Here is a 1,085-nt window from a genome sequence, read left to right on the forward strand (position 1 = left end):
CGGGCAGGGCGGCCGGTGGACGGAGCATCGATCAGGGTCACGGTGATGCGTCCGTGGCCGGTCGGGATGACGCCGCAACCGGGGCAACCGGTCAGGGGGTCACAGGTCTCGATGTCGAGGACGACGGCGGTGTCGGTGACCTCGGCGTCGGTCAGGTGTAGTCCGGGGAGGCCGAGGAGGACATCACAGCGGCTGCAGCGGTCCAGAGAGGCAGTGCAGGGGCACGTAGGATGGGGCATTGTCGAGGTCCTTGAGATCAGCGGGGGGTTAAAGTCCACTCATCATCAGGGACCTCGATGCTTATCCCCAACACCCCTGCCCGATCGGCGTGCCCACACTCAACTCTGAAGAGCCTCTTTGACAGGGCGTAGAGTGTATACCGCATACCTGAATGCGATGATGCAGAGCCAGGTTCCAGAGAAGGGGGCAACCGTGGGGAATTGGCGTCGAACAGTATCAGTCTTATTCACCTCAATCATTCTGCTAACGGGCGCGCAGGCGACAGTTGCAGCAGTAGAGGAGGGAGAGTCCGCGGAAGTAAAGCGTACGTCGTTGCGGTTGACGCTTTCGTCCGAAGAGGTAAACGAGAGATTTAACCTCAGTTCGCTAGATGTGGGGGACTACCCGGAGTTCGGTGGCGATGTCTTGGTGCCGTATTATTACGGTGGCATGAACGGCGCAGAGTTCCAGTTCTGCGCACAGCCATGGAACTTCAACAAGTGCCGTAAGGCGAAGGCGGCTGCCGACGATGCGCTCAGCCGGGCCCGGCAGAAGTTTGCAGCAGCGTCACTGTATCAAGGTAAAGGTGATGCCTATCGACATTGCTATTGGAGCGCGCGGATGACGATAGACATGGGGAGTGCAACCGCGAAAGGGTTTGGCGATCGACATGAAGCGGAATCCTCGGGTGCGGATAAGAAAATGGACCTGCGCAACAATGAAATTGGACGCTCAGTGGGTAGAAGCTACACGAGATATGCTACGGCTTCGTGGCCTGACCCCCTTTTGTGGGTCCAGTCGTTGTGAGAGTTGTCCTGTTGCTCGAGGCTTCGGGCAGGGAGACTGGTCAGATCATGACAAACAGA

The 1,085-nt window shown here is 58.4% G+C and carries 1 protein-coding gene and 1 pseudogene; one reads left to right on the top strand and one right to left on the bottom strand.

What is annotated here, in order from left to right:
• Nucleotides 1-239 (bottom strand): annotated as a pseudogene (locus tag BSZ39_RS12880) (ISL3 family transposase); the annotation flags it as partial.
• Between the two features lie 133 nt (nucleotides 240-372).
• Here BSZ39_RS12880 and BSZ39_RS14005 point away from each other — a divergent pair.
• A complete protein-coding gene (locus tag BSZ39_RS14005; protein ID WP_158025224.1) occupies nucleotides 373-1,026 on the top strand; it encodes a DUF6973 domain-containing protein in 654 nt (217 codons plus the stop codon).
• Nucleotides 1,027-1,085: the final 59 nt, after the last annotated feature.

The sequence above is a fragment of the Bowdeniella nasicola genome (assembly GCF_001907295.1).
GTDB classification, from domain to species: Bacteria; Actinomycetota; Actinomycetes; order Actinomycetales; family Actinomycetaceae; genus Bowdeniella; species Bowdeniella nasicola.